The organism is Erwinia sp. B116 (assembly GCF_002865965.1).
GTDB lineage: Bacteria > Pseudomonadota > Gammaproteobacteria > Enterobacterales > Enterobacteriaceae > Erwinia.
On record NZ_JRZZ01000044.1, the window covers coordinates 1 to 25,934 of the forward strand.

Annotated in this window: 25 protein-coding genes; 9 read left to right on the forward strand and 16 right to left on the reverse strand. The window is 59.7% G+C overall.

Going from position 1 to position 25,934, the window contains the following annotated elements; translation table 11 throughout:
- Positions 1–547 (reverse strand): enoyl-CoA hydratase/isomerase family protein (locus NV64_RS19875; protein ID WP_146005526.1); only part of this gene is annotated, 547 nt, incomplete at its 3' end.
- Positions 548–803: 256 nt separating this feature from the next.
- On the opposite strand from NV64_RS19875, the gene NV64_RS19880 reads away from it, so the two are divergent.
- The 4 genes from NV64_RS19880 (at position 804) to yacL (ending at position 7,142) form a co-directional block, all read left to right on the forward strand.
- Entirely contained in the window at positions 804–1,166 is a 363-nt protein-coding gene (locus NV64_RS19880; RefSeq protein WP_056236176.1) for a YbaN family protein, read from the forward strand.
- Positions 1,167–1,469: 303 nt separating this feature from the next.
- Positions 1,470–4,067: a bifunctional aconitate hydratase 2/2-methylisocitrate dehydratase gene (gene acnB, locus NV64_RS19885; protein ID WP_072166361.1), complete on the forward strand. Its 2,598-nt coding sequence runs from the start codon at positions 1,470–1,472 to the stop codon at positions 4,065–4,067.
- A gap of 611 nt (positions 4,068–4,678) precedes the next feature.
- Complete coding sequence (locus tag NV64_RS19890) at positions 4,679–6,598, forward strand: serine protease (RefSeq protein ID WP_158239914.1); 1,920 nt, start codon at positions 4,679–4,681, stop codon at positions 6,596–6,598.
- A gap of 181 nt (positions 6,599–6,779) precedes the next feature.
- A complete protein-coding gene (gene yacL / locus NV64_RS19895; protein ID WP_056236184.1) occupies positions 6,780–7,142 on the forward strand; it encodes a protein YacL in 363 nt (120 codons plus the stop codon).
- Between the two features lie 279 nt (positions 7,143–7,421).
- On the opposite strand, the gene NV64_RS19900 is transcribed toward yacL, so the two are convergent.
- The 4 genes from NV64_RS19900 to NV64_RS19915 all read right to left on the reverse strand — a co-directional run bounded on the left by NV64_RS19900 (position 7,422) and on the right by NV64_RS19915 (position 10,173).
- Entirely contained in the window at positions 7,422–7,868 is a 447-nt protein-coding gene (locus NV64_RS19900; protein ID WP_146005527.1) for a hypothetical protein, read from the reverse strand.
- 176 nt (positions 7,869–8,044) lie between these two features.
- Positions 8,045–8,854 carry an adenosylmethionine decarboxylase gene (speD, locus tag NV64_RS19905; protein ID WP_056236190.1) on the reverse strand — a complete coding sequence of 270 codons (810 nt, stop codon included), beginning with the start codon at positions 8,852–8,854 and terminating at the stop codon, positions 8,045–8,047.
- Positions 8,855–9,724 (reverse strand): polyamine aminopropyltransferase, encoded by an 870-nt coding sequence (gene speE, locus NV64_RS19910; RefSeq protein ID WP_056236193.1) that lies wholly within the window; start codon positions 9,722–9,724, stop codon positions 8,855–8,857.
- 101 nt (positions 9,725–9,825) lie between these two features.
- Positions 9,826–10,173, reverse strand: a complete 348-nt coding sequence (locus NV64_RS19915) for a YacC family pilotin-like protein (RefSeq protein WP_056236195.1) — start codon at positions 10,171–10,173, stop codon at positions 9,826–9,828.
- Between the two features lie 180 nt (positions 10,174–10,353).
- Here NV64_RS19915 and cueO point away from each other — a divergent pair, with 180 nt between their 5' ends.
- Positions 10,354–11,964: a multicopper oxidase CueO gene (cueO, locus tag NV64_RS19920; RefSeq protein ID WP_056236199.1), complete on the forward strand. Its 1,611-nt coding sequence runs from the start codon at positions 10,354–10,356 to the stop codon at positions 11,962–11,964.
- A 147-nt stretch (positions 11,965–12,111) separates the two neighbouring features.
- Here cueO and NV64_RS19925 read toward each other — a convergent pair whose 3' ends face one another.
- Positions 12,112–13,395, reverse strand: coding sequence for a cystathionine gamma-synthase family protein (locus NV64_RS19925; protein ID WP_101506631.1), 1,284 nt, complete (start codon positions 13,393–13,395; stop codon positions 12,112–12,114).
- 249 nt (positions 13,396–13,644) lie between these two features.
- Here NV64_RS19925 and hpt point away from each other — a divergent pair, with 249 nt between their 5' ends.
- The gene (gene hpt, locus NV64_RS19930; protein ID WP_056236204.1) at positions 13,645–14,181 is read left to right on the forward strand and encodes a hypoxanthine phosphoribosyltransferase; all 537 of its coding nucleotides are present in this window, start codon (positions 13,645–13,647) and stop codon (positions 14,179–14,181) included.
- A 95-nt stretch (positions 14,182–14,276) separates the two neighbouring features.
- Here hpt and can read toward each other — a convergent pair whose 3' ends face one another.
- Positions 14,277–14,939: a carbonate dehydratase gene (gene can / locus NV64_RS19935; RefSeq protein ID WP_056236206.1), complete on the reverse strand. Its 663-nt coding sequence runs from the start codon at positions 14,937–14,939 to the stop codon at positions 14,277–14,279.
- A gap of 107 nt (positions 14,940–15,046) precedes the next feature.
- Here can and NV64_RS19940 point away from each other — a divergent pair, with 107 nt between their 5' ends.
- Both NV64_RS19940 and NV64_RS19945 read left to right on the forward strand, forming a co-directional pair.
- On the forward strand, positions 15,047–15,973 hold the full coding sequence (locus NV64_RS19940) for an ABC transporter ATP-binding protein (protein ID WP_056236208.1): 927 nt from the start codon (positions 15,047–15,049) through the stop codon (positions 15,971–15,973).
- Positions 15,970–16,740 (forward strand): ABC transporter permease, encoded by a 771-nt coding sequence (locus NV64_RS19945; protein WP_056236212.1) that lies wholly within the window; start codon positions 15,970–15,972, stop codon positions 16,738–16,740. Before NV64_RS19940 ends, NV64_RS19945 begins: the two co-directional genes overlap by 4 nt.
- A 570-nt stretch (positions 16,741–17,310) precedes the next feature.
- Here NV64_RS19945 and panD read toward each other — a convergent pair.
- The 9 genes from panD to thpR all read right to left on the reverse strand — a co-directional run bounded on the left by panD (position 17,311) and on the right by thpR (position 24,423).
- Positions 17,311–17,691 (reverse strand): aspartate 1-decarboxylase, encoded by a 381-nt coding sequence (gene panD, locus NV64_RS19950; RefSeq protein WP_056236215.1) that lies wholly within the window; start codon positions 17,689–17,691, stop codon positions 17,311–17,313.
- A 106-nt stretch (positions 17,692–17,797) separates the two neighbouring features.
- A complete protein-coding gene (gene panC / locus NV64_RS19955; RefSeq protein WP_056236219.1) occupies positions 17,798–18,652 on the reverse strand; it encodes a pantoate--beta-alanine ligase in 855 nt (284 codons plus the stop codon).
- A 14-nt stretch (positions 18,653–18,666) separates the two neighbouring features.
- Positions 18,667–19,461 (reverse strand): 3-methyl-2-oxobutanoate hydroxymethyltransferase, encoded by a 795-nt coding sequence (gene panB / locus NV64_RS19960; protein WP_056236226.1) that lies wholly within the window; start codon positions 19,459–19,461, stop codon positions 18,667–18,669.
- 120 nt (positions 19,462–19,581) lie between these two features.
- Positions 19,582–20,061, reverse strand: a complete 480-nt coding sequence (gene folK / locus NV64_RS19965; RefSeq protein ID WP_101506632.1) for a 2-amino-4-hydroxy-6-hydroxymethyldihydropteridine diphosphokinase — start codon at positions 20,059–20,061, stop codon at positions 19,582–19,584.
- A complete protein-coding gene (pcnB, locus tag NV64_RS19970) occupies positions 20,058–21,473 on the reverse strand; it encodes a polynucleotide adenylyltransferase PcnB (RefSeq protein WP_212411898.1) in 1,416 nt (471 codons plus the stop codon). Before pcnB ends, folK begins: the two co-directional genes overlap by 4 nt.
- A gap of 58 nt (positions 21,474–21,531) precedes the next feature.
- Positions 21,532–22,440 carry a tRNA glutamyl-Q(34) synthetase GluQRS gene (gene gluQRS / locus NV64_RS19975; RefSeq protein ID WP_056236235.1) on the reverse strand — a complete coding sequence of 303 codons (909 nt, stop codon included), beginning with the start codon at positions 22,438–22,440 and terminating at the stop codon, positions 21,532–21,534.
- Between the two features lie 68 nt (positions 22,441–22,508).
- The gene (gene dksA, locus NV64_RS19980) at positions 22,509–22,964 is read right to left on the reverse strand and encodes an RNA polymerase-binding protein DksA (protein ID WP_056236238.1); all 456 of its coding nucleotides are present in this window, start codon (positions 22,962–22,964) and stop codon (positions 22,509–22,511) included.
- Between the two features lie 217 nt (positions 22,965–23,181).
- Entirely contained in the window at positions 23,182–23,886 is a 705-nt protein-coding gene (gene sfsA / locus NV64_RS19990) for a DNA/RNA nuclease SfsA (protein WP_056236240.1), read from the reverse strand.
- A gap of 9 nt (positions 23,887–23,895) precedes the next feature.
- Entirely contained in the window at positions 23,896–24,423 is a 528-nt protein-coding gene (gene thpR, locus NV64_RS19995; protein ID WP_101506633.1) for an RNA 2',3'-cyclic phosphodiesterase, read from the reverse strand.
- 76 nt (positions 24,424–24,499) lie between these two features.
- Between thpR and hrpB the strand changes: the two genes are divergently transcribed.
- Positions 24,500–25,934 (forward strand): ATP-dependent helicase HrpB (gene hrpB / locus NV64_RS20000; protein ID WP_101506634.1); only part of this gene is annotated, 1,435 nt, incomplete at its 3' end.

Consider the following 25,934-nt stretch of genomic DNA (forward strand, 5'->3'; position numbering starts at 1 on the left):
TAAACAGCCCGGCGGCCAGCGCCCGTGCGGCGCTCAGCGGCTCAGCGGCCAGCAGCAGCTGGCGGGCCAGCGCGACGGGCAGCCGCTTTGCCAGCTGCTCTATTGCCCCACCCAGCGGCAGCAGCCCGTGCTGCACCTCCGGCAGCGCAATCTTTGCCTCCTCTGCGGCGAGAATAAAGTCACAGCTCAGCGCCAGCTCCAGCCCGCCGCCGTAAGCGTGGCCGTTCAGCGCCGCAATCCAGATCTTACGCCGCGGCAGGTGCTGCAGCGGACTCCAGCCGCCCGCGCTATTGCGCAGCCCTTTACCGCCCCCGGTAAACGCCTCCTGCAGGTCGGCGCCGCTGCAGAATACCGTGCCGCTGCCGGTGAGGATCACCGTGCGGATCGCGCTCTCCTGCTCTGACCACGCCAGCCACTGCGCCAGCTCATTGACCATCTGCGCGTTATAAGCGTGGCGCGCGTCGGGGCGGTGCAGGGTCAGGCGCAGAACATGCTGTTGCGGGAAGTCGGCCAGCAGCATCCGGCTGGCGGGGGAAGGTAAAGGCATCGCGGCTCCTGTGGGTAGGGGACACGGTCGCTGGCTCGCCCCTGCATTAAATACATCAATTGTTGATTTAATCCGGGGTGAGTATAACGGTTTCATCGACAACCGGCGGGAAGAGAATGATGAAACAGAGAACCGCCGGCACGCCGGGCTTCCTGCTCTGTTCAGCGTGCGCATTCTGTTAGGCGGATTCAGTTGCACTTTGATGTTAATGAAATGAGAATAAGTCGTATTTCTTAGCGGGCAGGAAGAGTCACGGATGAAGGGACTGAAGCGCATTATGTATCAGCTGCTGGCGGTGGTCAGCCTGGCGCTAGCGGTTGCCGGGTTTATCCTGCCCGGCCTGCCCTGCACCGAATTCGTCCTGCTGGCCACCTGGGCGGCGGCGCGCAGCTCGCCGCGCCTGCATGCGTGGATCTTACGCCACCGCTGGTTTGGCCCGCTGCTGACCCACTGGCAGCGCGGTATTCTGCCGCGAAAAGCCAAGTGGCTGGCCACCGCCTCAATGACGGTAACCGCCGTGATTATGGCGCTGACCGTGCCGCATCTGCCCAGCGTGGCGATCTCGGTGGGCTGTATGTGCCTGGTGCTGCTGTGGCTGTGGCGACGGCCGGAAGCCTGAGCAGCCGCTATTTTGTAACCTGTTTTTATAACGTTTTCTGATAGAAGGCGGCGGCAGATAACTATTTTTAACCAGTAATACGCATAAAATAGCGTAATGTAGGGTTGTAACCGCCCATAACCCTTTAGATATAAGGGATTCTGCGGTAATGTTGCTTTTTTGTAAACAGATTAACAAGCGAGCGGAATCCTGCTATGCTGCCCCACGCACAACCGGGCACCTTACCCTACACATGGAACGTCTCACACTGCGGTGATGCAGGTGGCCCGGGATGCTAAATACAATGAGAGCGAGGAGAACGTCGTGCTAGAAGAATACCGTAAGCACGTTGCCGAGCGTGCTGCCCAGGGGATCGTTCCTAAACCGTTAGATGCTTCCCAAATGGCCGCGCTGGTTGAACTGCTAAAAGCCCCTCCAGCGGGTGAAGAAGAATTCCTGTCCGATCTGTTAATCAATCGAGTGCCGCCGGGCGTAGATGAAGCGGCGTACGTCAAAGCCGGTTTCCTTGCCGCCGTCGCAAAAGGCGAAGCGACTTCTCCTCTGGTTACTCCTGAAAAAGCCGTTGAGCTGCTGGGCACCATGCAGGGCGGATACAACATCCATGCGCTGATTGACGCGCTGGATGATGACAAGCTGGCCGCGATTGCCGCCGAAGCGCTGTCCCACACCCTGCTGATGTTCGACAACTTCTACGATGTGGAAGAGAAAGCCAAAGCCGGTAACCCACACGCGAAAAAAATTATCCAGTCGTGGGCAGACGCCGAGTGGTTCCTGAAACGCCCTAAACTGGCTGAAAAAATCACCGTCACCGTGTTTAAAGTGACCGGCGAAACCAATACCGACGACCTCTCTCCGGCGCCGGATGCCTGGTCACGCCCGGATATTCCACTGCACGCGCTGGCAATGCTGAAAAACGCCCGTGACGGCATCGAACCCGACGATGCCGGCAACGTTGGCCCGATCAAACAGATCGAAGCGCTGCAGCAGAAAGGTTTCCCGCTAACCTACGTCGGTGACGTGGTCGGTACCGGTTCATCACGTAAATCCGCCACCAACTCGGTGTTGTGGTTTATGGGCGATGACATCCCTTACGTGCCGAACAAGAAAGGCGGCGGCGTCTGCCTCGGCGGTAAAATCGCGCCAATCTTCTTTAACACCATGGAAGATGCCGGTGCGCTGCCGATCGAAGTCGACGTCGACAGGCTGAATATGGGCGATGTGATCGACATCTACCCGTATAAAGGCGAAGTGCGTAACCACGACACCGATGAAGTGCTGGCAACCTTCGAACTGAAAACCAACGTGCTGCTGGATGAAGTGCGCGCCGGTGGCCGTATCCCGCTGATTATCGGCCGTGGTCTGACCACCAAGGCGCGTGAAGCGCTGGGCCTGCCGCACAGCGACGTGTTCGAGCAGGCGAAAGACGTGGCGGAAAGCAGCCGCGGCTACTCGCTGGCGCAGAAGATGGTGGGCCGCGCCTGTGGCGTGGAAGGCATCCGTCCTGGCGCCTACTGCGAACCGAAAATGACCTCGGTAGGCTCGCAGGACACCACCGGCCCGATGACCCGTGATGAGCTGAAAGACCTCGCCTGCCTCGGCTTCTCGGCTGACCTGGTGATGCAGTCCTTCTGCCACACTGCGGCCTATCCGAAACCGGTGGACGTGACCACTCACCATACGCTGCCGGACTTCATTATGAACCGCGGTGGCGTGTCGCTGCGTCCGGGTGACGGGGTGATCCACAGCTGGCTGAACCGTATGCTGCTGCCGGATACCGTCGGTACCGGCGGTGACTCGCACACCCGCTTCCCGATCGGAATCTCCTTCCCGGCAGGCTCCGGCCTGGTGGCCTTTGCCGCCGCTACCGGCGTGATGCCGCTGGATATGCCGGAGTCGGTGCTGGTGCGCTTTAAAGGCGAAATGCAGCCGGGTATCACCCTGCGTGACCTGGTGCACGCCATTCCGCTGTACGCAATCAAAGCCGGCCTGCTGACCGTGGAGAAGAAAGGTAAGAAAAACATCTTCTCCGGCCGCGTGCTGGAAATTGAAGGTCTGCCGCAGCTGAAAGTGGAGCAGGCGTTTGAACTGACCGACGCCTCCGCCGAACGTTCTGCCGCCGGTTGTACCATCAAGCTGGATAAAGAGCCGATTATCGAGTATCTCAGCTCCAATATCGTGCTGCTGAAGTGGATGATCTCCGAAGGCTACGGCGATCGCCGTACGCTGGAGCGCCGTATTCAGGGTATGGAGAAGTGGCTGGCCAATCCTGAACTGCTGGAAGGCGACGCCGATGCCGAATACGCCGCGGTGATCGAAATCGACCTGGCAGAGATCAAAGAGCCGATCCTCTGCGCACCAAACGACCCGGACGACGCCCGTCTGCTGTCTGACGTGCAGGGTGAGAAGATCGACGAAGTGTTTATTGGTTCGTGCATGACCAACATCGGCCACTTCCGTGCCGCCGGTAAACTGCTGGATGCGCACAAAGGCCAGCTGCCAACCCGCCTGTGGGTGGCTCCGCCAACCAAGATGGATGCGGCGCAGCTGACCGAAGAGGGCTACTACAGCGTGTTCGGTAAGAGCGGCGCGCGCATTGAGATCCCGGGCTGTTCACTGTGTATGGGTAACCAGGCACGTGTTAAGGATGGCGCGACGGTGGTCTCCACCTCCACGCGTAACTTCCCGAACCGTCTGGGTACCGGCGCGAACGTGTTCCTCGCCTCGGCAGAGCTGGCGGCGGTGGCATCCCTGCTGGGCAAACTGCCAACGCCGGATGAGTATCAGCAGTTTATGGTTCAGGTGGATAAAACCGCGGCGGATACCTACCGTTATCTGAACTTTGATCGGCTGAGCCAGTACACCGACAAAGCTGACGGCGTGATTTTCCAGACCGCGGTCTGATTAATCAGCGTAATAAAAAAGAGCCGACTATCGGCTCTTTTTTTTGGTGCAAGTTAATGTCTTATTTTTAATTAAACTCGCATCTTGTTTAATTTCCGTCTTGTTTTTTCTCATTTCCTGTCATTTATCTCCTTAATTATTCATTAATACTGCCTGTTAAGCCGTTATTGAATTGCCTGGCTGAGGCCACCGTTGCAGAATTCCGGGCTGAAAAGGTCGCTGTTAATGCCACAGGAAATGATGTCATGTTTACGCCTCAACAAAATGGAAAAAGAACATTCCGCCGCCAGATATTGTCAGTACTGATACCCTGTCTGATGGGCTCAGTGCCCCTGTCTACGCTGGCCGGTGCGCCGACTGCGCCACAGTTGCAGTATGACTCTCGCAGTGAAGTGCCCCTGACGCCGCTGCCGGCACCGATCAGTCTGCTTGATCGCATGGCGGAAAATCATTCTGCACTGGCAGATATTACGGCAGAAAAAAATACCCGGTCGCTGACGGTAGTATTTGGTGAAATTAAATTATCACCCGGATCCTGGCTTCAGGTATTTTCAGAAGATAATCGCCAGAGTTATATTTATAACGATGCGGATTTTTATTCTGAGCAGGGCGTGACGGGTTTCGAAAGCGACACGCTTCTCGGCGGTAAGGTCACTGTGCGGGTGGTTTACCCCGACGGTAAACCGGCAGCAGAGGATGGTGTGCAGATCCTTGGCTACCGCGCTCAGGGTATGGCAAAAGCGCGTGTCATCATTGGCAGCAGCCAGATAAAGCAGGCGGCCTGTTATAAACTGAATGAGGAGATCTATGGTCACAGCCGGGCGGTGGTTAAGGCCAATGGTGCCTCCGGCTGGAACATTGCGGGCGGGCCCTGGGTAATGACCAACCATCACGTAGCCGGCGATATTGGCGAAAAGAAACACTCGCTGATTTATCACTATCGTTCGTCCGACTGTGACAGTGAGAATGCCGACGTGGACAATTTCCTGACCATTAAAAGCCAGCGTGTGGTGGCATCAGGCCAGGGCCCCGGCGCACCGGCACCGGGTAATCATGACTGGTCGCTGTACCAGGCGGATGAACTGGCCTGGCAGGAAGCCGGCATCGTACCGTTCTTTGGTGCGCTGTGGCTGGATACGGAAAGCGAGCCAGGACAGCTGAGCGGGCATCCGCTCTACGTTCCGCAGCATCCTGGCGGCAGGCCACGCCAGATCAGCTCATTAGCAGATAATGGTCAGGCGTGTGGCGTCATCAGCGCCAGCGCTGACAAAGTGAAGTACAACTGCGATACCTACGGTGGTTCATCCGGTTCCCCGGTTCTCTCACAGCGCAGCAACGGTGTGCTGGCCCTGCATTATGGTGGCAGCAGCAACCACAATACCGGGGTTAACAGCCGCGTCGTGTATAACGGTATTAAGCATCTTCTGCCCGCCGCTAATCTCCCGGTTTCGGCCAGCCAGGGTAAAGGTAAGGTTAAGGTGGTCCCGGTCAGCTTTGCTCCCGGCCTGCCGGCGACGGTGGACAGCGGCGTTACTGATGCGGTTGATATTGCGGCGCTGGATGCCAGCCGGATGAAGCGCGACGGTAACGACTATCTGTTTACTGCCAAAGGGCGATCGGCTGCAGGTAAGGTGAGCGATATCACGGTGCGTCTGCATCCACTGGCGGGACCCGACGGCACGCTGTCCGGAAAGCTGAACCTGTCGGCCAGCTCACGGGACAATCCGGGAATGGATGACGGACTCCTGACCGGCTGGATGGCCTTTTCACTGAATCGCCAGGCTGACGGCAGGAACGTTAAAAACCTGATCCTGCCGTTCAGCTCGGAGTATTACGACCCGTTCAGCTCACCGTTCTCGCCGGATGCGCAGGTGATGAAAATGCGCCTGACCGAAAGCCAGCCTGCGCTGAGTGAACCGGTGAAGCATACCACCAACATTGGATTCCTGGCGGTCAGGTCCGGACAGGGACCGATGACCCTGCTGAGTGGTGGCACCGGCTATTCACCGCTGACTGTGCAGGTAAAAAATGAAGCAGGCCAGCTGCAGGTGGTGAAGCTGCGCGGTCAGCGCAAAACCCGCTGCAGCCCGGCCCTGCGCCCGATGAACAGCATGACCGGCTGCGGTGTGGGCGCTGCGCCTGCCAGCCTGCAGCTTTCCTATGTCGCGGAGGATAATGCAGATTTACCAGGGGGCCACTACCAGGGGATGGTTCCGGTCATCGCCAGCCGTGATGCGTTTACCCAGCCGCTGCTGGTTGAGGTTGATCTCACTGTGCCGCCAAAAGAGTGGGAAAAACCAGAGCCGGAACCAGAGCCGGAACCAGAGCCGGAGGATTACGATCACATCTTCCCAGCCGGATTAAAGGGGTATCAGGCCGGCACCACGGTGTTGCAGCCTGCCACGGGCAAAGTCTATCAGTGCAAGCCCTGGCCTTACAGCGGCTACTGCTCGCAGTGGACCTCCGCCAGCAATCATTTTGAGCCGGGTATCGGTAGCGCCTGGCAGCAGGCCTGGACTCTGATCCACTAACCTCTGCATCACCACGCCGCCCGTCGGGCGGCGTGGTCATCTCCCCCGTATTTTCTGCAATCCGCTCCCCTCGCGTGGTTTTAAGCTGTTTTTCCTGTCCATTACGGTAATATTGCGCGCCATAGCGCATTAATCTTTTGCTGAAGTGCCAGAATGCAGCAACAATCCCGAGGAACATACGATGGAATATGAATTTTTACGCGATATCACCGGGGGGGTGAAGGTGCGCATGTCGATGGGCCATGAAGCCATCGGCCACTGGTTCAACGATGAGGCGAATGAAAACCTGACGCTGCTTGACGAGGTGGAAGCCGCCGTGGCGGAAGTGAAAGGCAGCATTCGCCAGTGGCAGCACGTCGGCCGCGAATATACGCTGCTGCTCGATGAAGAAGAGGTGATGATCCGCGCAAATCAGCTGAGCATTGAAGGCGATGAGATGGAAGAGGGCATGAGCTACTACGATGAAGAGAGCCTGTCGTTCTGCGGCGTGGAGGATTTTCTCGCTGTGATCGCGGCTTACCGCCGGTTTTTGCAGGGGCGCTGAGGCTGGTCGCCAGCAGGATCCAGGCAGCAGCGGAGTCGCGGGCGGCAAGGGCGTCGCATAAGACCTGTCAGGCTGCACCACTCTGCTCAGCCTGCTTGCTGCGGTTAGCGCCGCTCAGTTGGCATCGTTAGCGACAGGAAACGCGTGCCGTCCGCCGTCACGGTCTCTTTCAGCGTGCCGTCTTTTCTCGCCTGTTCCACGGCTTCCCTGGCACGCGTCATCCATGCAATCATGCGGGTGCGTGAACGGGCGTAATGTTCCTCTGAGGCTAACAGCGGTTCAGAGGCTGACTGGCGTTCTGATAACATAATCTCTATCTCCCAATGCGCGTTGTACCGAGAAACCCGAATGTTTCCTGACCAGTATACTCAAAAGTCTCTGGTAAATAATCTCCAGCTTTTTGTCTGTAGCCGAAAAACAGTATATCCCGGGATGATGTTCTTCAAAATGATGAAATATTAAGTCGGTTACCTGACGAAAAACGGTGATGGCTTTAAATCCGACATTTTCTCTGGAGAAGTGGGTACCGTTACGCTGGTTGTCGAGCGTATCAAAAGCCACCTCACAGATAAAATGACTTTTTGGCGTAATGTCTTCCGGTAATACAATGCTGGTGTTACTGATATCACTAATTTCAAAAAAGTAGATTTCATACATTTTTTTTCCTGCGGAAAATTGACCAATGTGTAACGTATTATCAAAACAGAGTGTTTTAAACGTATTCATTGCACGCATCCTTATGCTGGTCCGATAAGCATGCGCCGGGGCTGACAGCCAGGCAATCTCTGCGCGAACGATTAATTGCGTAACGCTACGCAAAACTGAAAAGAGAGTGTTTTTTTTATTTGAGGGAAATAAAAAGGCGACCCGAGGATCGCCTGAAGGTAAATAAACTGTTGTCGTTACGTTATTTTTAATCCCACCGCCGGGATATTGCGGCCGTAATGGATTTCACGCATCTCTTTCCACAGCAGATCGGTAATGCGTTTATGTTCCTGCGGGCTGAGATCTTCCGGCCGGGTGTTAAACAGATAGTGCTTCAGGTCAAACTCCTTCAGCAGCATCTTGGTGTGGAAAATATTTTCCTGATAAACATTAACATCCACCATGTCATACATCGACAGCATATCGTCTGACATAAAATTCTGAATCGAATTAATTTCGTGATCGATAAAGTGCTTCAGGCCGTTCACATCGCGGGTGAAGCCGCGCACGCGATAGTCGATGGTGACGATATCTGACTCCAGCTGGTGGATCAGGTAGTTCAGCGCCTTGAGCGGCGAGATCACTCCGCAGGTGGACACTTCAATATCGGCGCGGAAGGTACAAAGCCCGCCCTCCGGGTGGCTCTCCGGGTAGGTGTGCACGCAGATATGGCTCTTATCCAGGTGCGCCACCACCGAACTGGGCAGCGGGCCGGGGTGTTCAGAGTTATCGATGCTCTTAGGATCGACAGGCTCTTCGCTGACCAGAATGGTGACGCTGGCCCCCTGTGGCTCATAGTCCTGGCGGGCGATATTCAGCACGTTAGCACCGATAATTGAGCAGGTCTCGGTGAGGATCTCCGTCAGGCGGTTGGCGTTGTACTGTTCGTCGATATAGGCGATATAGCCATCGCGCTCTGCGTCGCTGCTGGCGTAGCAAATGTCGTAGATACAAAAGCTCAGGCTCTTGGTCAGGTTATTAAAGCCGTGCAGTTTCAGCTTTTGCAATTATTCCCCCTCCCGGTCGGTGAGTGCGTCCAGCAGATACTGGGGCAGGGCAAAGCTGCCGCTGTGGATCGCCGGGTTGTAGTAGCGGCAGCCCAGCCCTGAGGCTGCATAGCGGGCGGCCAGGGTGGCGGGATCCAACTGGCGTAGCGCCGGATTGTCGCTGGCCCAGGCAAAGGTCATGATGCCGCCGTAGTAGGTTGGCACCGCGGCCTGATAGAAGCTGACGTCTTTGAAATAGTGGCTCAGCTTGCGGTGGCTGCCGACCGCTTCATCCTGCTGCAGGAAGCAGACGCCGTTCTGTGCCACGAAGATGCCGTTTTCATTGAGACAGCGGTGGCAGCCGGCGTAAAAGTCGGAGGTAAACAGGCTCTCGCCGGGCCCGATCGGATCGGTGCAGTCGGAGATGATCACGTCGAATTTTTCCGCGCTCTGGCGGACAAAATTCACGCCATCGTCAATCACCAGCGTAAAGCGCGGATCGTCATAGGCACCGGCGCTGTGGTTGGGCAGATACTGGCGGCAGAAACTGACCACGCCGGCGTCGATCTCGACCATGGTTATCTGCTCAACGTTGCGGTGGCGGCTGACTTCGCGCAGCATCGCGCCGTCGCCGCCACCGATAATCAGCACGCGCTTCGCCGCGCCGTGCGCCAGCAGCGGCACGTGGGTCATCATTTCGTGGTAAATAAATTCGTCGCGCTCGGTGGTTTGCACCACGCCGTCCAGCGCCATCACGCGGCCCAGTTCGGCGTTCTCGAAGATCACCAGATCCTGATGTTCGGTTTTTTCGCGGTACAACACCTGATCAACGGTGAAATACTGCCCAAAACCGGCGTGCAGAGTTTCATGCCATCTCTCTTGATCGGCCATGGTGGGGGTTGCTCCTCATCGCAGCGTGGAAATCAGGCGAAACAGCATAGCGATTTATGACCGTGGTTGCACGGTCAGGATTCGGCAGGCAGGAGAGGGAGTTACTTGACGTAGGCCAGCAGGCTCAGGGAGTCGCGCGCCAGCGATTTGCATTTTTTGTCGTTGGCGACCGCAATGCCGCTGAGGTCGCGGTAGCTCTCTTCACCCAGTGCTTTCATATTGAAGCTGTCGTAATTGGTTAAATCCCAACGATTTTGCTGTGCAAAGAACACCAGCGCACGGCGGATCTGCCCGTCGGGTAAATCCTGGTAGCCACAGTCATTTTTCAGGTAAACAAACACGGCGGTTAAATCGGCCAAATCTTCTGCTTCCGATTCGCTCAGGGCGAAGCTGGTAGAGGAGAAGCCAAACAGCCCCAGCAACAACAGAGCCTTGATGCTTTTCTTCATGGTTAGTCTCTAACGTGTGCAATAACCAGACGTTAGCACAGTTCTGGCCGGGTGCCAGCCCCTTTTGCGGTAGAAATATCCTGGAGACGCGCTGCCATCCCGGCTTTCTGCGCTTGACCTTACCGCTGGGGCAGGGTTTATGCTGATTTCAGCTATGAACATCCGGTACAGGAATGAATGATGCAACGTCGAGAGTTTATCAAGTTAAGTGCCGCGCTGGGTGCGGCCAGCGCGCTGCCGCTGTGGAGCCGTTCGCTGCTGGCGGCTGAGTCCCGCCCGCTGTTGCCGATCCCGGCGCTGCTCGGCGCCGATGCCCGCGGCGACATCAGCCTGGTTGCGCAGGCCGGCAGCACGCAGTGGCGCGGTCAATCGGTGCCGACCTGGGGTTACAACGGTGACCTGCTCGGCCCGGCGCTGCGGCTGGATCGCGGTAAAACGGTCAACATTACCCTGCATAACCGGCTGCCGGAGGCGACCACCGTCCACTGGCACGGGCTGGAACTGCCGGGTGAGGTGGACGGCGGGCCGCAGGCGCGGATTGAACCCGGCCAGAGCCGGCAAGTCAGTTTTACCCCCGATCAGCCTGCGGCCACCTGCTGGTTTCACCCGCACCAGCATGGCCGTACCGGGTATCAGGTGGCGCAGGGGCTGGCCGGCCTGGTGCTGCTTAACGATGCGGAAAGTGACGCGCTGCTGTTGCCAAAGCAGTGGGGCGTCGATGACATTCCGCTGGTGCTGCAGGATAAGCGCCTGAGCGCCGACGGCCGCATTGACTATCAGCTGGACGTTATGAGCGCGGCGGTCGGCTGGTTTGGTGACACCATGCTGACCAATGGTGCGATCTACCCGCAGCACGGCGTGCCGCGCGGCTGGCTGCGACTGAGGCTGCTGAACGGCTGCAACGCCCGCTCGCTGAACCTGAGTATCGATGACCAGCGGCCGATGTACGTTATCGCCAGCGACGGTGGCCTGCTGGCGGAGCCGGTGAAAGTCAGCGAGCTGCCGATGCTGCCGGGCGAGCGTTACGAGGTGCTGGTGGATACCGCTGACGGTAAACCCTTTAATCTGCAGACCCTGCCGGTGCGCCAGATGGGCATGACGCTTAAGCCGTTTGACCAGCCGCTGCCGCTGCTGGCCATCACCCCGCTGCGCATCATCGCCAGCGGCACGCTGCCGGATAAGCTGGCCAACCTGCCCGCCGTGCCGTCAGCGCAGGGGCTGACCAGCCGCTGGCTGCAGCTGATGATGGACCCGGAACTGGATCGGCTGGGGATGACCGCGCTGATGCAGAAGTATGGTCATGCAGCGATGGCCGGCATGGCGATGGACGGCCACGGCGGCCATGCTTCGGCGGCAGCGCCCGTTGCGCAGGCTGCGACGACATCCGGCGGGATGAGCGGCATGGACCACGGCGGGATGACAACCGGGCAGCCGGGTGTCTACGATTTCCATCAGGGTAATCAGATCAACGGCGTGGCCTTTGATATGGCGAAACCGGCGTTTGCGGTGAAGCGCGGCGAGCTGGAGAAATGGACGATTTCGGGCGAAGGCGACATGATGCTGCATCCGTTCCATATCCACGGCGCCCAGTTCCGAATTCTGAGCGAAAACGGCAAGCCGGTGGCCGCCCACCGCAGCGGCTGGAAGGACACGGTGCGGGTGGAGGGCGCACGCAGCGAGGTGCTGGTGCGCTTTAATCACCTGGCCGATGCACAGCATGCTTACATGGCGCACTGCCATCTGCTGGAGCATGAAGATACCGGCATGATGCTCGGTTTTACCGTGGCGTAGCACGCAGCGTGGATGCCTCCGCCTTCACAGGCAACGCTGCTGGCCCGGATGATGACGGGGCAGCACGCCTGACCTGTGACCGCTGCCTCACCGGTCTGTGGCCGCAGGCGGATGCACGCCCACTTGCAGGCCGCAGGCCCGCGACAGTTATGACGCGTCCAGCGCCAGCCGCAGGTCCTCGATCAGATCGTCTTTATTCTCAATGCCAATCGACAGCCGGACCGTGGCGGCCTGAATGCCGATACGTTCGCGCACGGCCAGCGGCACGCCGGAGTGGGTGGTGCTGGCCGGGTGGCTGGCCAGCGATTCGGTGCCACCGAGGCTGACCGCCAGCTTAAACAGCTGCAGCTGATTGAGGAAACGGAAGGCGGCATCCTCGCCGCCGACAATATCAAAGGAGAAGGTGGAACCGGCGCCGCTGCACTGAGCGCGGTACACTTTTCCGGCCGCCGACCCGGCATCAAGGAACGGCAGATAGTGCAGGTGCTCCACCTTCGGGTGGCTCTGCAGGAAGGCGGCTACTGCGGCTGCATTGTCGTTGGCCCGCTCCATGCGCAGCGCCAGCGTCTCCAGCGAGCGGCCAATCATCCAGCTGGAGTGCGGATCGAGCTGGGTGCCGATCGCGCTACGCAGCGCCTTCACCTGACGGATCAGCGCTTTGCTGCCAATCGCCGCGCCGGCGATCAGGTCCGAGTGGCCGCCGACGTATTTGGTCAGCGAGTAGAGCGACAGGTCGGCACCGTGCTCAATCGGCCGCGAGAACACCGGGCCGAGCAGGGTGTTATCGCAGGCGATCACCGGGCGGTGCTTCTGCTGCTGTTCAATGCGATCCGCCACCCGGCGGATCAGCGCAATATCCACCAGGCTGTTGGTCGGGTTGGCCGGGGATTCAATCAGGATCACCGAGACGCGGCCCTTTAGCAGCGCCGCGTCCGCTGCCGCCTGCACCACCGCTTCATCGACGCCGTCGCTGAAGCCCACGCTGGTCACGCCCAGGTTATGGAAGGTTTTGCTCAGCAGCGTTTCCGTGCCGCCGTACAGCGGCTGCGAGTGCAGCACTACGTCACCCGGACGGACAAACGCCAGCAGCGTGGTGGAGATCGCCGACATGCCGGAGGAGAACAGCGCCGCGCTTTCGCTGCGTTCATACACCGCCAGCCGGTCTTCAACGATTTCACTGTTGGGGTGATTAAAACGTGAGTAGACCAGTCCGTTGCCGCCGCCCGGCGGCGGTTCGCGGCGGCCGGAAACGTAGTCGAAGAAGTCGCGACCCTCTTCCGCGCTGTTGAACACGAAAGTGGAGGTCAGAAACACCGGGGGTTTTACCGCCCCTTCAGACAGCGACGGGTCGTAGCCGTAGTTCAGCATCTGGGTTTCAGGCTGCAGTTCACGGCTGCCGATATGGGTTTTTTTGGAATGTGAGGACGTCATGGGTTCTCCAGCCTGCGGCAGGGGGCGTTATTAACATTGCGCATAAGCATACCTGCGTGGGAAGGAGAGGATAAATACATAAAGGTTCTATGCTTAATCTTTTATGCGATGTTATATATGGCTATCTTTACGTATAGCAGTCTGAATGTCTGTTGCGCGGTCGCGGAAACGGCGGTTGCGCAACGGCAGGTAAGGGGCGGGGAAGTGTGATAAACTGCGCTGCTTTCCTGAAACCACCGTTGAAGAGCTATGAAACATACCGTTGAAGTGATGATCTCCGAAGCCGAGATCAAATCCCGCATTGCCGAACTGGGTAAACAGATCAGCGACCACTACCGCGACAGCGGCAGCGAAATGGTGCTGGTGGGGCTGCTGCGCGGCTCCTTTATGTTTATGGCCGACCTGTGCCGCGCCATTGACGTGCCGCACGAGGTCGATTTTATGACCGCCTCCAGCTACGGTAATGGCACCACCAGCACCCGCGACGTGAAGATCCTGAAAGATCTCGACGAAGATATTCGCGGCAAAGACGTGCTGATCGTGGAAGACATCATTGATTCAGGCAATACCCTGAGCAAGGTGCGTGAGATCTTCAGCCTGCGCGGGCCGAAGTCGCTGGCGATCTGTACCCTGCTGGATAAGCCGGAACGCCGCGAGGTTGAGGTGCCGGTGGAGTACGTTGGTTTCAGCATCGCCGACAAGTTTGTGGTCGGTTACGGTATTGACTACGCCCAGCGCTACCGCCACCTGCCGTACGTCGGCCATGTGGTGATGCTGGACGAGTAACCCCGCCTGCGGCCTGCCACCGCACAATCTGCAGGCCACCGCACAATCGACCAAGGCCGGATTTTCCGGCCTGTTATAAAATGCGCCCCCTGAACTTACGGGTTCAGGTCGGGGCCGTTCAGCAGGTTAGCGATGCAGTGGCGGTAGCGCTGCTCCAGAATGGCGCGGCTGGTGGCGGTGACTTCCAGATCGCGCAGATAGCCATCCTGAATCCCGTAGACCCAGCCGTGCAGCGAGACTTTTTGTCCGCGCTTCCACGCTGACTGCATGATGGTGGAGTGGCCGAGGTTATAAACCTGTTCAACAACGTTGATTTCGCAAAGTTTATCAAAGCGTTTTTCCGGTGCCAGGTGGCCGAGAAACGAACTATGCTTGTACCACAGATCGCGGATGTGCAGCAGCCAGTTGTTGATTAAGCCCAGCTCCGGGTTCTCTACCGCCGCCTGTACGCCGCCGCATCCGTAGTGACCGCAGATAATCACGTGCTCCACTTCCAGCACATCCACCGCGTACTGTACCACCGACAGGCAGTTTAAATCGGTGTGGATCACCTGGTTGGCGACGTTACGGTGCACAAACAGTTCGCCCGGTTCCAGCCCGGTCAGCCGTTCGGCCGGTACCCGGCTGTCAGAGCAGCCGATCCACAGAAAACGGGGCTTTTGTGACTGAGCAAGGTGTTCAAAAAAACCGGGATCTTCCTCTTTCATCAGCTTTGACCATTCACGGTTATTGCTGATAAGGGTTTCAATATCTTTCATAATGGGCTCGGCCAGTGGCGTAATTGCGTGGCGGTAATATAGGGCAAGGCTACCGGCTTGAACATCACAAACGAGATACCTCAACAAAACAGGGTGCTTTTTTACCTATGACTTATGCACTGGAACTTGAAAAGCTGACCAAAACCTATGCGGGCGGCGTTCAGGCACTAAAGGGCATCGACCTGGCGGTTGAAGCCGGCGACTTCTATGCGCTGCTCGGGCCGAACGGGGCCGGCAAATCCACCACCATCGGCATTATCAGCTCGCTGGTCAACAAAACCAGCGGTAAGGTGCGGGTGTTTGGCTACGACCTGCAGCAGGACGTGGTCAACGCCAAGCGCCAGCTCGGGCTGGTGCCGCAGGAGTTTAACTTCAACCAGTTTGAAACCGTGCTGCAGATCGTGGTCAGCCAGGCCGGCCTGTACGGCGTGGTGAAGGCCGAGGCGCTGCAGCGCGCGGAAAAATATTTAAAACAGCTCGACCTGTGGGAGAAGCGTAACGATCGGGCGCGGATGCTCTCCGGCGGTATGAAACGCCGTCTGATGATCGCCCGCGCGCTGATGCACGAGCCGAAGCTGCTGATCCTCGACGAGCCTACCGCCGGGGTGGATATCGAGCTGCGCCGCTCGATGTGGACCTTCCTGCAGGATCTCAACGCCCGTGGTACCACCATTATCCTCACCACCCACTATCTGGAAGAGGCGGAGATGCTGTGCCGCAATATCGGCATTATCCAGCGCGGTGAGCTGGTGGAAAACACCTCGATGAAGGGGCTGCTGTCCAAGCTGAAGTCGGAAACCTTTATCCTCGATCTCGCGCCGAAAAGCCCGCTGCCGCAGCTGCAGGGGTTCCAGTACCGACTGGTGGATACCTCGACGCTGGAAGTTGAGGTGCTGCGTGAGCAGGGGCTGAACAGCGTGTTCAGCCAGCTCTCCAGCCAGGGCGTGCAGGTACTGAGTATGCGTAATAAGGCCAACCGTCTGGAGGAGCTGTTTGTCGACCTGGTGAACGGGCGCAGAGGAGAAAAAGCATGACACATCTTTACTGGGTGGCCCTGAAGAGTATCTGGGCGAAAGAGGTTAACCGTTTTGCGCGCATCTGGATCCAGACCCTGGTGCCGCCGGTGATCACCATGACGCTCTATTTCATCATCTTCGGCAACCTGATCGGTTCGCGCATCGGTGAGATGCACGGCTTCAGCTATATGCAGTTTATCGTGCCGGGGCTGATTATGATGGCGGTGATCACCAACGCCTATGCCAACGTGGCGTCATCATTTTTCAGCGCCAAGTTCCAGCGCAATATTGAAGAGCTGCTGGTGGCACCGGTGCCGACGCACGTGATTATTGCCGGATACGTCGGCGGTGGCGTGGCGCGTGGCATCTGCGTGGGCGTGCTGGTGACCGCGATTTCACTGTTCTTCGTGCCGTTCCACGTGCATTCCTGGCTGATGGTGGCGGTGACGCTGGTGCTGACGGCGGTGCTGTTCTCGCTGGCCGGGCTGCTGAATGCGGTGTTTGCCCGTACCTTTGACGATATCAGCCTGATCCCGACCTTTGTGCTGACGCCGCTGACCTACCTCGGCGGGGTATTCTACTCGCTGACCCTGTTGCCACCGTTCTGGCAGATGGTGTCGAAGCTGAACCCGATCGTCTATATGATCAGCGGCTTCCGCTACGGCTTCCTCGGCATCAACGACGTGCCGCTGGTGTTCACCTTAGGCGTGCTGGTGGCGTTTATCCTGGTGTTTTACGCGCTGGTGTGGACGCTGATTCAGCGCGGGCGCGGACTGCGCACCTGACAAGGACTCTCGCCAGACGGCTCCGCCATTAAAGCGATGGCAGCCTGTACACGGAGCAGAGCATCACGGGCCATGGATGGCCCGCACAAAGCAGAAGTCGCTGCGGGTTCCGGTGCCCGGCGTATCGGGTATATCCGGAACGCGGACACGCCACGAGTCCGTCCATGGAGGCTCGGCGCCGGCCATCCCTGGCCGTCGACGGTCCGCTAACCCGGATATACCCGATTGCCCGAACGTTCTGATATTGCTGCCACAGTCCATCGATCGCCGAACCCACAGATGATGTCACCTGCAAACAATGCAAACGCAGGGATGGAAGTCGGGCACGGAGTTAACGGTTTTCTCCCACAGGCAACGCAGAACGCAAAGCGATGGGAGCCTGTATACGGAGCAAAGCATCACGGGCCAGGGAAGGCCCGTGCTGAGCTGTCAGGGATGACGTTTTTTGCGTCTTTGCGGAGTGTACAGGCTCCCTGAGCAAGACACCGTGCTAGCAGGCGACCTGAACCAGGCTCCGTCTAACCACAAAAAGCCTTTGCGCAGGGGCAGCAATGCTCATGCTTTCACCGGTCAGGCAACCTGCACCGGCACGGCTTTCGCCAGCCGTTTCATCTGGTTGTCACCCTCAAAGTAGGCCACTTTCGGCTGCCACTCGCGCGCCTCGGCGTCGCTCATCTGCACGTATGAACAGATAATCAGCAGGTCGCCGGCGCAGGCACAGCGTGCCGCCGCGCCGTTGACCGAGATAATCTTCGATCCGCGTTCCGCCGCGATTGCGTAGGTGGAAAAACGCTGGCCGTTGTTAACGTTATAAATGTCGATGGCTTCGTATTGCAGAATGCCGGAAGCGTCGAGAAAATCCTGATCGATGGCGCAGGAACCTTCGTAATTCAGATCTGCCTGGGTCACCTTCACCCGGTGCAGCTTGCCCTGCAGCATAGTGCGTACCATAAACTCACCCTGGTTATTCCTCCGGTCAGCAGGCAGACCTGCGGTCTGGCCTGGCGCGGAGCGTGCTAAAAAACGGCTCACGGTGTGCCGGAGCCGCGCAAATGATTTACTGCGTCAGATCAACCTGCTGGTTGTCGATCAGCCGCGCCTTGCCGAGCCAGGCGGCCATCAGGATCACCCCCCGGCGGCTGTCGACGGTCAGTGGCAGCAGCGTGTCGGCATCGACAATCGCCAGGCCGTCGGCCTGCAGGCCCTGCTCAGCAAGGCGGGTTTCTGCCCCGGAAATCAGCTCGTCCACGTGGCGTTCGCCGCTGGCCAGCTGTTCTGCCACCTGATTCATCACCTGGCTCAGCAGGGGAGCGATCTTGCGCTCCTCTGCGGTCAGGTAGCCGTTGCGCGAGCTGAGCGCCAGGCCATCTTTCGCGCGCACGGTCGGCACGCCAACAATCTCAATGTCAAAGCCCATATCCGCTACCATTTTGCGGATCAGCGCCAGCTGCTGGTAATCCTTCTCGCCGAAGCAGGCCACGTCCGGCTGCACCAGATTAAACAGCTTGCTGACGATGGTGGAGACGCCGCGGAAGTGCCCCGGACGGCTGGCACCCTCCAGCAGCGTGGAAAGTCCGGGCACCTCGACAAAGGTCTGCTCGCCCAGCCCCTGCGGGTAGATATCGGCGGGGGCCGGGGCAAACACCAGGTCTGCGCCGCGCTGGTTGAGCTTTTCGCAGTCCTGCTGCAGCGTGCGCGGGTAGCGGGCCAGGTCGTCGGCACGTTCGAACTGCATCGGATTGACGAAAATCGAGGCCACGACGATATCCGCGCGGGCGCGGGCTTCATCGACCAGCGTCATATGGCCGTCGTGCAGGTTGCCCATGGTCGGCACCAGCGCAATGCGCTGCCCGTCCTGCCGCCAGCGACGGATTTCGCGACGCAGCAGCGGCAGAGTTTCAATAATCAGCACGGTATTCTCCCTTGTTACTGGAAACTGTGTTGGGCCGCCGGGTAGGTCCCGGCCTCCACTTCTGCCGCATACTGACGAACGGCGGCACGGATCTCCCCGGCTTCGGCGAGGAAGTTTTTCGAAAATTTCGGAATATGGCCGCCGGTGACGCCGAAGGCGTCATGCATCACCAGGATCTGGCCGTCGGTGGTGTTACCGGCACCGATGCCGATCACCGGAATTGCCAGCGCCTCGGTCACGCGCTGCGCCAGCGCCACCGGCACGCACTCCAGCACCAGCAGCTGCATGCCGGCCGCTTCCAGCGCCAGCGCGTCTTCCAGCAGGCGGTCGGCGTCGGCCTGCTCGCGCCCCTGCACCTTGTAGCCGCCGAATACGTTTACCGACTGCGGCGTCAGGCCAAGGTGACCACAGACCGGGACCGCGCGCTCGGTCAGCTGTTGCACCGTTTCCGCCAGCCATTTACCGCCCTCCAGCTTGACCATATTAGCCCCGGCGCGCATCAGTACGGCGGCGCTGTCAAAAGTCTGCTGAGGAGTGGCATAGCTCATAAACGGCAGGTCGGCGAGCAGCAGCGCGGCCGGTGCGCCACGGCGCACCGCGGCGGTGTGGTAGGCGATGTCGCTGACGGAGACCGGCAGCGTGGAGTCGTGCCCCTGCACCACCATGCCCAGCGAGTCTCCCACCAGCAGTACCGGAATGCCTTCGTCGGCAAACAGGCGGGCGAAACTGAAGTCATAGGCGGTGAGTGAGGCAAATTTGCGCCCCTGCTGCTTCCACTGGCGAAGCGTGGCGACGGTTGTTGGTTTCATGGTGTCCTCAAAATACCGGGGTTGTGCTGCATCCGGTCACTGGAAAACGATGGGCGTATCTTAATGGAAGGGGCAGGGCGTGCAAAGCGGCATCCATCGCGGAGGCAGCCGTCTGGCCAATTACCAGCGGCGGATGCTGCTGCTGTCGAGTGTTGCCAGTAAAGCGGCCAGCGCGGTGCCATCGGGCAGGCGCAGGTCCGGTGCGATCTCCAGCAACGGCAGCAGCATAAAGGCGCGGTTGTGCATGTCGTAATGCGGCACGGTCAGCCGCTCGCTGGCCAGGGTCAGCGAGCCGAACAGCATAATATCGAGATCCAGCGTGCGCGGGCCCCAGCGGTGATCCTTACGCACCCGCCCCTGCTCCAGCTCAATACGCTGGGTATGATCGAGCAGCGCTTCCGGGCTTAACGTCGTCTCCAGCGCCACGGCGGCGTTGAGATAGTCAGGCTGGTCCGGCGGGCCGTAAGGCGGGGTGCGGTACAGCGACGAGGTGGCAACCCGCGTGGTGGCGGGAATGGCCGCCAGCGCGTCCAGCGCGGACTGCACCTGATGCAGCGGGTCGGCCAGGTTGCTGCCCAGCGCCAGATAAACGCGGGTCATTCGTTGCTGCTGTAGTCACGGCGCGGCGCGCGCTTGCGCGGGCGGCGGGTACGGCGGCGCGGATCCGGATCGTCACCGAGGGTGTTGAGCATGGTTTTCTGCTGCGGCGGCGCGGAGACCTGGAACTCGCCCCACCAGGTGGTCAGGCGGTGCAGCTCTGAATTGTTCTCCACTTCGGCGCGCAGCGCCAGCAGGTCATAGGCGGCGCGGAACTTAGGATGCTCCATCAGCTTCCACGCGCGCTTGCCGTGGCGGCGCGACAGGCGCAGCTGTAGCTGCCAGATATCGCGCACCAGGGTGGTAATGCGTTTCGGGATCGCCAGAGAACGGCAGGCTTCATCCAGCACGTCGTTCATCGCCAGCGCAAAGGCGTCGTAATAAGCCAGCCCGCTCTCCTGGGCAATTTTCTGCGCCGCTTCCAGCTGCGGATACCAGAACATGGCGGCAAACAGGAACGCCGGATTGACACGCATCTGGTTACTGATGCGGGTATCGGTATTTTTCAGCACCTGCAGGATCATCCGCTCCATATTACTGTCACCCTGTTCGGTGAAGTTACGGGTGATCATCGGGAACAGCGGCTGGAACAGCTGATACTCGCGCAGGCGCAGATAGGTCTGGTAGCCGTGGCCGGCCTGCAGCAGCTTCAGCGCTTCTTCAAACAGACGTGCCGCAGGGATATCACGCAGCAGCGTCGCCAGGCGCGGAATCGGCTCAGCGGTTTCCGCCGCCACGCGCATATCCAGTTTGGCGGCAAAGCGTACCACGCGCAGCATGCGTACCGGATCTTCGCGGTAGCGCGTCTCCGGATCGCCGATCATGCGGATAATGCCCTGCTGCAGGTCGTTCAGCCCGCCAACGTAGTCGCGCACGCTAAAGTCGGCGACGCTGTAGTACAGGCTGTTGATGGTCAGATCGCGGCGCTGGGCGTCATCTTCGATCGAACCGAAAATATTGTCGCGCAGCAGCATGCCGTTCTGGCCGCGCTGCGAGCTGTTGCGGTCATCTTCTGGCTGTGCTTCGGCTTCGTGATGGCCACGGAAGGTCGCGACCTCAATGATTTCCGGGCCGAACATGACGTGGGCCAGGCGGAAACGGCGGCCGACCAGCCGGCAGTTGCGGAACAGCTTACGCATCTGCTCCGGGGTGGCGTTGGTGGTCACATCGAAATCTTTCGGTTTCTTACCCAGCAGCAGATCGCGCACGCCGCCGCCGACCAGATAGGCCTCAAAACCGGCTTTGTTCAGGCGGTACAGCACCTTGAGGGCGTTTTCGCTGATGTCCTTGCGCGAGATAGTATGGCGATCGCGAGGGATAACGGTCATCTGACGCACTTCCTCTACCTCGGCTACCGGCAACACGCTATCGCGACTGAGAACCTTTCGGCAAAAATTAGCAACTCGGGTAAAAATGGGACACCTCGATAGTGACAAATAAATCTGGTCGGTAAAAACAGCGGCTAATCATAGCTCAGAGTAATCCATTTGAGAATGATGAAGTCGCCTTATCCTGTAGTGGCGCATCCTTTACGGGAATCTGTAAGGGATTCCAGTCAGCGATCGCCTGCTGTAACAGCCCCTGTAGCTTCAAATCCTGCCAGCCGGCAGCCAGCGGCTGGCCGAGAAACGCCAGCGCCTGTACCAGCGCCGGGCGCGGGTCACCGGGCGGCAGCGGCGGGGCGTGGTTCTGCTTCGACAGCTTGTTACCGTCGTGATTGAGCACCAGCGGCAGGTGCAGATGTGCAGGCACGGGCCAGCCCAGCTGCTGATAAAGCGTTATCTGGCGCACCGTCGGCTCAATCAGATCCGCGCCGCGCACCACTTCGGTAATGCCCTGGAAGTGGTCATCAACCACCACCGCCAGATTATAGGCAAACAGGCCATCGCGACGGTGGATGATAAAGTCCTCAGCCGCCAGCCGCGCATCGGCCTGCACCGTGCCGCGCAGACGGTCGCTGAACTGGCCCACCGGCTGGCTGACGTGCAGACGCACGGCGGCGTTTTGCGGGCCGTGCTGACGCGTGCGGCAGTGGCCGTCGTATAGCCCACCGGCCTGCTGAATACGGCTGCGGGTGCAGGTGCAGAAATAGCTCTGCCCCTGCTGGTGCAGCTGCGCCAGCACCGCGCGGTAAGCCTCATGGCGCTGCGACTGCCACAGCACCTCTCCGTCCCAGTGCAGGCCGTAATGCTCAAGCTGCTGAAGAATGCGGCTGGCGGCACCCGGCACTTCACGCGGCGGATCGATATCTTCAATTCGCACCCGCCAGGTTCCCTGTTGCGCACGCGCCTGCAGATAACTGCCAAGGGCGGCTATCAGAGAGCCAAAATGCAGATCGCCGGAGGGTGAGGGGGCAAAACGCCCGATATAGCGTGATGACATAATACGGGGGGAGCAGGGCAATGAAGCGGGAGACAGCATTCCCGGCTTCATTGCGCCTTCCATCTACCTTAGCCGGCCATCTGCTTTTCGCGGATTTCTGCCAGCGTTTTGCAGTCGATGCACAGATCGGCGGTCGGACGTGCTTCAAGGCGACGGATACCGATTTCAACGCCACAGGACTCGCAGTAGCCAAAATCGTCATCCAGCACTTTCTTCAGCGTCTTCTCGATCTTTTTGATCAGCTTACGCTCACGGTCGCGGTTACGCAGTTCAAGGCTGAACTCCTCTTCCTGCGTGGCGCGGTCAGCCGGATCGGGGAAGTTGGCCGCTTCGTCCTGCATATGCGAAACAGTGCGGTCCACTTCATCCCGAAGCTGGTTACGCCAGGCTTCAAGGATCTTCCTGAAGTGCTCCAGCTGGGCTTCGTTCATATACTCTTCGCCCGCTTTCACCTGGTAAGGCTCTACTCCAGCGATGGCGAGAATACTCAGAGACGAGGTTTTACGGTTTTGCCCTTCTTGCATGTTGTTTCTCCTGGATAACACGCACATACCCGTCACTTTTCTGCCGGCCTGAACGGCCCGGGCGAGAAACTTCGGGGATATCGCTCCCCTTGCGGGGAAAAAACAGGCCGCTATAAATAACAGAAGCGATTCGGGTTGGCAATTATTCCTGATCGCATCTTGACAAGCCTGTGAGGAAAAGCGTAATCGGGCGTATCACAGCAAACTGTGAGCGCTTTTACAACTCTGCCTTAATCGCATTATCAAGGGCGATCCCCTCGGGTGATAACCGCGCCTTATAGCACAGGACTTCCACCCCGCTCTGCCGTGCCTGAGCCAGTAGTTCTGCGTAACGCGCGTCAATATGACGTGCGGGGGCTACGTCCTCAATCCCCGAGTGCAGAACCGCAAAAAACAGAACCGCCCGCTGGCCGGATTGCGCAATCTGAGTCAGCTCGCGCAGATGCTTCTGGCCCCTGGTGGTCACCGCGTCCGGAAAATACCCTTTACCCTGCTGTAACAGCGTCACGGATTTCACTTCAATATAGCAGTCCCGGCGACCCTCTGCCTGTAACCTGAAGTCAATACGGCTGTTTTCGCTGCCATATTTTACTTCCGGCTGCCGGAGCGGGTAACCGGCCAGCTCGGGGATGCGTTCCGCTTCCAGCGCTTCACGCACCAGGGTATTGGCGCGCAGGGTGTTGACGCAGATCCAGTGCCCCTGAGCGGTTTCGGTCAGCTCCCAGCTGTGCGGGTATTTGCGCGTCAGGCTGTCTGACGTCGAATACCACACCGTATCCCCCGGGGTGGCGCAGCCGGTCATCGCGCCGGTATTGGCGCAGTGAATCGTTAACGCCTCGCCCTGTGGGGTTACCACATCGGCCAGGAAGCGTTTATAGCGCTGGACCAGCCGCGCGGGCCGCAGTGCCGGGTAAAATTCCATAGGAAATCCTTATCGTAGTGCCCACTCTGCCAGCGCCTGATAGCGGGTTCGGCCGCGGGAAAATTGCGACTGAAACAGCACGAAGCGCTCAACCGGAAATGACCAGCAAAAATTCCGCGGCGGCAGTGACACCGGCTGCAGAGCCTGCCTGAGTAATGTGACATGCGGATGAAAGGGCAGCGGCGTTTGATAACAGCCGCTGCGCGCCGCCTGGGAACGCAGCAGCGCTGCCAGCTGCAGCAGTCCACGCGGTGCCTGGCGCGGCGCCAGCCAGACAACGCCGGAGCGCGGCCAGTGGCCGGCATCATCCAGCGTCAGAGTAAAACCCGGCTGCGCGATACGCCCGGCCTGCTGCATCAGCGCGCGGGTTTTCTCCTCGCTCACCTCGCCTAAAAACGCCAGCGTCAGGTGCAGGCTGTCGGCGGCCATCGGCTGGCCGGCTTCCGCCGGGAAGGTAGCGGCCCGCCAGGCGATCAGCTCCTGCCGGCACTGCTGCGGCAGTTCAAGGCCGAAAAACAACCGTTTTTGTTCACGCATCGCGCCCTCCGGTAAATCTGTGCCGGGAATGCTACAATGGCGGGCAGATTAAGACCATGACGTTCTGGAGCAGATCGTGAGTTTATTACCCGTCAGTGCCGTGTTGCCTGAATTGTTAACGGCGCTGCAGACCTCCCCGCAGGTGCTGCTGGCCGCCCCGACCGGCGCGGGTAAATCCACCTGGCTGCCGCTGCAGATACTTAAGCAGGCCGATTTTGCAGGCAAAATTCTGCTGCTGGAGCCGCGGCGGCTGGCGGCGCGTAACGTGGCGCAGCGGCTGGCCGAACAGCTGGGTGAGCAGCCGGGCGGCACCGTGGGCTACCGCATGCGCGGTGAAAGCTGCAGCGGCCAGCAGACCCGCCTGGAGGTGGTGACCGAAGGGATCCTCACCCGCATGCTGCAGCAGGATCCAATGCTGGAAGGCGTGTCGCTGGTGATCCTCGATGAGTTTCACGAGCGCAGCCTGCAGGCGGATCTGGCGCTGGCGCTGCTGCTGGACGTGCAGCAGGGGCTGCGTGACGACCTGAGCGTGCTGATTATGTCGGCCACGCTGGATAACAGCCGCCTGCGCGAGTATTTACCGCAGGCACCGCTGATTGTCTCCGAAGGGCGCTCGTTTCCGGTCGAACGTCGCTATCAGCCGCTGGCGGCAAACCTGCGCTTTGAACAGGCGGTGGCCCGCCAGGTCAGCCAGTTGCTGCGCGAGGAGCACGGCTCGCTGCTGCTGTTCCTGCCCGGCGTAGCGGAGATCCAGCGGGTGCAGCGCGAGCTGGCGGAGACGGTGGCCGCAGACGTCGACCTCTGCCCGCTGTACGGCGCGCTGTCGCTGGCCGAACAGCGTCGGGCGATCCTGCCCGCCGCCGCCGGTCGGCGCAAGGTGGTGCTGGCGACCAATATTGCCGAGACCAGCCTGACCATCGAAGGGATCCGCCTGGTGGTGGACAGCGCGCTGGAGCGCAGCGCGCAGTTCGATCCGCGCAGCGGCATCAGCCGGTTGCTGACCCAGCGCGTCAGCCAGGCCTCAATGATCCAGCGCGCCGGCCGTGCCGGGCGTCTGGAGCCGGGGATCTGCCTGCACCTGCTGCCCGCCGAACAGGCGGAGCGCGCGGCGGCGTATTCTGAACCGGAGATCCTCAACAGCGATCTGGCGCCGCTGTGGCTCGACGTGCTGCAGTGGGGGTGCCACGACGTGGGGCAGCTGCGCTGGCTGGATACGCCACCGCAGGCCGGCATTCACGCGGCGCGTCAGCTGTTACTGCAGCTCGGAGCCTGTGAGGCCGCGGGCCCGTTGACGGCGAAAGGCCGCCGCATGGCGGTGCTGGGCAGCGAACCCCGGCTGGCGGCGCTGCTGCTGGCCGCGGACGGCGAGCCGGATGCCGTGGCCAGCGCCTGTCAGCTGGTGGCAATCCTTGAGGAGCCACAGCGCGGCAGCAGCGATCTGCGTGACAGCTTCTCTCGCCGCCTGCCGCAGTGGCAGCGCCGCGCGCGCCAGCTGCAGCAGCGGCTGGGCG